Here is a 6,000-nt window from a genome sequence, read left to right on the forward strand (position 1 = left end):
CAATGCGGGTCGTTGCGGTGGTGCCGGCGGAACCGCGATGGCGGATGGCGCAGTCCGGATGAGGCCGGACAGGTGCCACAAAGAACGGGCGCACGCGCCGTGGCGGCAGATCAGGCCGATCCGGCGGCCTTGGCAGCCGGATCGCTGTTCGGCCGGGCTTGTCGTACGGGACTGCCGGCGGCAGGCTTTCGGCCCGATGGACCTGGGCGGCTTGTCCCGGCAGGGGCAGGGGCGGGACTGACGGGGCAGGCCGCTTCGCTGCCGGCGGGGAAAAGGAGGAGGCGGTGACGGCCAGAATCGACTCCCATGTCGACGCGGCGCGGCGGGCTCTGGCGGCGGGCGACGCGCCGGGCGCGGTGCGCGCGGCAAGGCGGGCGGTGCAGGGCCGGCCGAACGATCCGGACCTTCTCTCGCTGCTGGCGGTAGCCTTGCACGAGTCGGGCCAGCCCGATCTGGCGCTGGAGGCGGCGCGGCGGGCCGTGGCGGCGGGGCCGGCTTCGGTGCGGGCGCGCTACAACCTGGCGGTGCTGCTCCGGCGCGCCGGCAGGCTGGACGAGGCGGCGGACGAACTGCGCTGGGTGCTGGAGCGCGCGCCGGACCATCCGGCGGCCAGGATCGAGCTGGCGCAGCTGCATGGCGCGGCCGGGGCGCCCCGCCAGGCGATGGACGCATTGCGCGCTCATCTGGCGCGGTGGCCAAACGACCAAGTGGCCCTGCGCGACCTTGCCGTGTTCGCCGAGCGGGCAGCCGACTGGGCGGCGGCGGAACAGGCCTGGGACACGGTCCTGGCGGTGCTCCCCACGGACCCGGATGCCTGGGTGCGGCTGGCGGCGGTGCAGGCGGAGCGGCACGGGATCGCCCCGGCCCAGGCCCAGGCCCTGAGGGGGGCGCGGCCGGAGCTGGCCCCGGCCCTGGACCGGGCCCTGGCCCATGCCGGGCGGGGCTGCCTGCGCCTGTGACGGCGAGGGTCACGCGCTTGGCTTGTTCCTCCATTGCGGAAGGGACGTCCGGGAAGGTCGCGTATCCCTGCGCTGCGGGCGGCTGGCCATGGTCGCGGCGCGCGGGGACCAGCAAGGCCGCCTGACGCAGCCGATGAACTCGCGGGATGGCAGACCCGACCCTGGATCTTCTTTCATACCGTCCGTGGCTGTTAGATACCGTAATCGGGTCGGTTGGCAGCGGGAGCTGCTGCGGCTGGTTGTTCCTCCCGAAGGCCCTGGCTGGGCCGAGATCGAGGGAGGCACCGATGACCTACTATGCCGGACCCGACGTCTCGCTGGAGACGAGCGGCATCTGCATCGTGGACCAAGCTGGCTCCATCGTCCACGAGCTCCAGGTTGAGACTGAACCGGAGGCGGTCGCCACGGCGCTGACGGGCCGCAACTTGGTTTTCACGCGTGTCGGCCTGGAGGCGGGGCCGATGTCGCAGTGCTGCATGTCGGCCTGGCAGCGGCGGGGCTGCCGGTGGTGCTGCTGGAGACCCGACAGTTGCGGGCGGCGACGCGGACGATGCCGATCAAGACGGACCGAACGGATGCCCGTGCCATTGCGCACATGGTTCGGACCGGCCTCCGCGGCCTGCTGGCCGCGTTCCTTGCAGGAATCGGATGGATCGGCTCCTGCCGATCCATGGTTCCGACCCCGTGCACGTAAAGTCACTGCTCTCCCAGGAGCTGCGCGCGTTGCTGACGGGGTAAAAAGCTGCTGGTGACCAAGCTGCGTGACATCGACAATGGCATCCGCGGCCTGCTCAGGGGCTTCGGCCTGAAGATGGGAAAGGTTGGGCGAGCGCGGCTTTCCAGCGCGTGTCCGCGAGCTCGTTGACGGCCGGCGCAGCCTGGCTGTCGTGATCGAGCCATTGCTGCAGGTGCGTGACGTTCTCCTGGCGGAACGGGAAGGCCTGCATCGTCTGGTCATGACCGCGACCCGCCGCGACGAGACATGCCGGCGTCTCATGACGGTGCCGGGTGTGGGGCCGGTGACGGCACTGGCCTTCTGCCCGGCCGTCGATGATCCAGCGCGGTTCGGCCGGTCCCGTGCCGTCGGCGCCCGTTTCGGCCTCACCCCGCGCCGCTACCAGCCCGGAGAGACGGACCGGATCGGGCACATCAGCAAGCGAGGCGATGGCCTGGCCAGGCTGGCTCTTTACGAGGCGGCCAACGTCCTGCTGACCCGCACCAGCCGATGGTCGTCGCTCGAAGGCGTGGAGGATGGGCATCGCCAGGCGCGCCGGCATGCGCCGGGCCAAGATCGCAGCCGCCCGCAAGCTCGCTGTCGTGCTGCACCGGATGTGGTGCGACGGCACCGAGTCCCGTTGGGGCAAGGAGGCGGCCTTGGCCTGAGCGTCGGCCGCCACGGCATCCAGCAGCCGAGGTCCCGTCGCCAAGACGCGGCAGAGCAAGGCCGCAACGGCCCCGGTGCCGGCACCATCGCCGAGCCCGCTTGCTAGATTGGCCCGCTCCGACTGTCTGGCCACAGCCGGTGGCGGCACGACGCCGACCACGAACAGAAGCGAGGAACCGCGACGTGACACGCAAGCCGGCCGTTGACCGACCCGATCACAGAAGGGCCTGTCAGCTCCTGATCATTATCCCCATCTGCGGCATGAGCGGCGGATGGGATGGCGGATAGCGTGCTGACGGATCCGCAATGGGCGGTGCTGGCACCCTTGATCAAGGCCTGCCGCCCGCACCGCAGGATCCGGCACCACGATCTGAGACGCACAGGCGATCATCTGGCGCTGCCAGCATGGCGCGAAGTGGCGCAGCCTGCCGCCTGCTGGCGGATCATGGCGGATGGCGGCGCAGACCTTCATCCACCCTCGGCGGCCTGCTGGCCGCCGCTCCTTTGGAGATCGGATCAACCGTCTGCTGACGGCTGATGGGGACGGCTGGGAGTGTGGGAGCGGCTGCTGGGCATGGCGCAGGACCGCGACGTGCAACTCGGCATGACCTTCCTGGACGGCAGCAACATCCGCGCACATCAGAAGGCGGCAGAGGCCGTCAACAAGGGGGCAGTGCAGCCCGACGTCCTGCGAGTGAGGCTCTTGGCCGATCTCGTGGCGGCTATGGAACGAAAGCCTGCGTGATTGCGGATGGCTCTGGCCGCGCCATCGCCTTCAGCCTGGCACCCGGACAGGCCCACGAACTGCCGCAGGCCACCGGCCTGCTTGCCCGCCTGCCAGGCGTGCCACGCTGGGTGGTAGCCGATCGCGGCGACACCAGCCATGCCTTCGAAGAGCACATCTGGAACCTGGGCAGCCGCCCGGTGATCCCGCCGCAGCGGCACGACGGACCGGCCGCCTGCCCCGCCTGGATCTACCACAACCGCCATCGCGTCGAGCGCCTCTGGGCAAGGCTGAGGAAGTGGCGGGCAGTTGCCACCCGCTACGAGAAGAGGGCCAGTTCCTTCATGGGTGTCCTCTGCCCCGCCGCCGCACTCGACCGGATCAAGAACTGACGGGCCCTAATCTGGTCCGCTTTTTCCAAAGCTGTTGCCGCAGGCTGCCTGTCCAAACGGTTCGGGAAGCCGCGGCGGGGCGGGGGGCCGCCATCCGGTGGCCCGCGAATCCCTGCCGCCTCATCCCGTGGAGCCGCCACGGCGATGGTCCTGGCCGCCTCCACGGCCGCTGCGAAGCCTGCCAGGCGCCGCTGCTCCTTGGATGCAGCCTGCGCCGCCTGTCGGTCCGGATGTCGCAGCGCCGGCAGGCCGCCTGCCCCGGGTGACGGTGGCCCGCACCGTGTTCCGGCCATGCTTGGGACGTCGGCCCCAAGCGGATGCCGGCCGGGACTAGCCGCCGCGCCGGTCGGCGCGGTGGTGGCGGCGGTAGATGCCGGTCTCCTGGTCGAGGGCTTGGCGCAGCCGGTCGGTGGCCTGGGCCTGGTCTGGGGTGAGCGTGCCGATGGTGGCGTCCAGGGGCTCGCGCCGGAACGGGACGATCTGCGCCACCGGGGTGCCGCGGGGAAGGACCCCCTTGAACCCGTCGTCCCGCCAGATCGCCGGGAAATGGATCAGGCCGTCGCCATAGCGGTCGGTGTCGACCACCCCGGCCAAGGTGTCGAACGGCAGGTCCGGGCGGTTGAGCGGGTGGGTGACCAGGATCGAGACGCCCGGATCGGTGGCGATCGTCCAGAAGTTCTGGAACTTCAGGAAGCGCCGTTCGGGCCGGGCGAACGGCGCGCCCTGGCCCTGGGCGGCCACATGGAAGGAGAGGGGGCTGCGCGACAGCCCTTCCAGGCCCGTCGCCGGCGGGCTCCAGTCCCAGCTGAAGGCAGGGCCGCGCTCGACCCGGACATCCACCGGCAGGAGGATCAGGTAGCCCAGACCCAGCGCGTCGATTAGCGGCGGGCAGTGCTTGAGGGTGCGGACGGGGTTGCCGGTCTCGGCATCGGGCGCGGTGGCGGGCATGGCGCGCAGCCAGCCGGGCAGGGCTTTCGCGGCGGCGACCGGCGGGGGCAGCAGGTCGGCCAGCTCCGGCGGGCAGCGGAAGGCCAGACGCAGCGCCGGCCGTTCCGCCCCGTCGCTCATCCTTCCAGCACGACGTCATGGCCGGTCGGCCGGGCCGGGGTCGGCTCGCGCTCCCCGGCGGCGGCCGCGACCCTGGCCAGGGCCTGGACCAGGTGCCGGCCGAACAGCGGCATGTCGTAGAGCGAGGCGTGGCCGGCGCCTTCCACCGTCTCGACCATCACCGGCCGGGCCAGGGTCTCCACCAGCGCGTCGGTGCGCGGCTTGGGGATGACGCGGTCGTCGGAGGCGGCGATCACCGCGACCGGCACCTCCTTGCCGGCCAGCGCCAGGTCGCTGCGGAACTTGTGCTTCAGGAGCAGCGGCACCGGGGCGAAGAAGTAGCGCGCCCGGGCGACCGCCTCGACCGAATCGAACGGCGTCACCAGCACGGCGCCATCCACCAGTCCGTCCCCGGCCAGCCTGGCGGCGACGCCGGTGCCGATGCTGTAGCCGATCGCGAAGACCCGCGGCTCCGGCTGGCCGGGCGGCGTGCCGAACAGGCGCAGCGCCAGCTCGCGCTGGGCCACCGCGTCGGCGATCAGGGCGGCCTCGGAGGGGCTGCCTTCGGAGGGAGCGTAGCCGCGATAGTGGAACGCCACGAGGTGGACGTCGGTCAGCCGCTCGGCGGAGAAGATCAGGCAGTCCTCGGCGTTCCAGGCATTGCCGGTGAACAGCAGGACGATGTCGCGGGCGCCCGGGCGCCGCAGGACATGGCCGACGAGCCGGTCACCCCCGGGGCTGGCCAGCTCCACCCGTTCCGCGCCGTCCGGCAGCGGCAGGGCGCCGCGCCGGGTGGCCTCGCGAGGGAACAGAAGCCCATCCTGGGCGACGTACAGACCGCCGACCACGGCCGCATACAGCGCCAGGGAGGCAACCAGCCAAGACAGCATCATTCCCACCTGTATGACTTCTTGAATTCATCATCCCGACCCGCCGCCGCACGTCGTCCTTCTGCCAGCCATCATCACCACCGGCGACGAGAACATGACTGATCCGCCCGCGCCCGCCGGCAGATCTCGTCAACCGGGAGCAGCGGCCGGTGGCCGAAAAATCCGGGTGCCGAACGAGCCCGCCGCCGGCGGATAACCGGCCCGAAGCCCGTGCTGTCGCGGCTTTGTCGCACGATGGTCATCCATGCTCCACATCCGGATCCCTAGAGCTATCCACGGACCGGTGGACAACTCCATGCCCCGTTAAGGATTGTCACCGCCGCACCACGCAGCAAGCCCCCAGCGGTTGAATAGCCTGTGGATGTTCCCGCTCCGTTCAGGAGGGGCAAGCCGATTGTTCGCGCATTAGTTGAGAAATGTATGGGGCAATCTACCTGGAAGAGCATGCAGGCCGTGGAATGGCTTCGACAAGTGGGCTTGGGTAGCATGATTATGACATGTACGCGATCACCTTGGGGATGGCGGGGGCGGTGTGCCGGGAAGAGAAGGTCCAGTAGCCGGAAGCAGAGGAGCCGGACGACCGGCACACCGGCGACGCCCGGAT

At 70.7% G+C, this 6,000-nt stretch carries 3 protein-coding genes and 2 pseudogenes; 3 read left to right on the plus strand and 2 right to left on the minus strand.

Features of this window, described 5'->3' with window-relative positions; translation table 11 throughout:
* Positions 1-284 precede the first annotated feature (284 nt).
* The 3 genes and pseudogenes from GEMRO_RS0100560 (at position 285) to GEMRO_RS33160 (ending at position 3,459) form a co-directional block, all read left to right on the plus strand.
* A complete protein-coding gene (locus GEMRO_RS0100560) occupies positions 285-959 on the plus strand; it encodes a tetratricopeptide repeat protein (protein WP_027132480.1) in 675 nt (224 codons plus the stop codon).
* A 287-nt stretch (positions 960-1,246) separates the two neighbouring features.
* Positions 1,247-2,342, plus strand: a pseudogene (locus GEMRO_RS26590) (IS110 family RNA-guided transposase).
* Positions 2,343-2,632: 290 nt separating this feature from the next.
* Positions 2,633-3,459, plus strand: a pseudogene (locus GEMRO_RS33160) (IS5 family transposase).
* Between the two features lie 330 nt (positions 3,460-3,789).
* Here GEMRO_RS33160 and GEMRO_RS0100580 read toward each other — a convergent pair.
* Together GEMRO_RS0100580 and GEMRO_RS0100585 are read right to left on the minus strand one after the other, a co-directional pair.
* Positions 3,790-4,527: a hypothetical protein gene (locus tag GEMRO_RS0100580; RefSeq protein WP_035484364.1), complete on the minus strand. Its 738-nt coding sequence runs from the start codon at positions 4,525-4,527 to the stop codon at positions 3,790-3,792.
* A complete protein-coding gene (locus GEMRO_RS0100585) occupies positions 4,524-5,399 on the minus strand; it encodes an alpha/beta hydrolase (protein ID WP_027132485.1) in 876 nt (291 codons plus the stop codon). Before GEMRO_RS0100585 ends, GEMRO_RS0100580 begins: the two co-directional genes overlap by 4 nt.
* Between the last annotated feature and the right edge of the window lie 601 nt (positions 5,400-6,000).

Source organism: Geminicoccus roseus DSM 18922, assembly GCF_000427665.1.
In the GTDB taxonomy this organism is placed as follows: domain Bacteria; phylum Pseudomonadota; class Alphaproteobacteria; order Geminicoccales; family Geminicoccaceae; genus Geminicoccus; species Geminicoccus roseus.

What these genes read in the sequence shown, in the direction of transcription:
- GEMRO_RS0100580 (WP_035484364.1), bottom strand. Translation starts at nt 4,527, where the DNA reads ATGAGCGACGGGGCGGAACGGCCGGCGCTGCGTCTGGCCTTCCGCTGC.
- GEMRO_RS0100585 (WP_027132485.1), bottom strand. Translation starts at nt 5,399, where the DNA reads ATGATGCTGTCTTGGCTGGTTGCCTCCCTGGCGCTGTATGCGGCCGTG.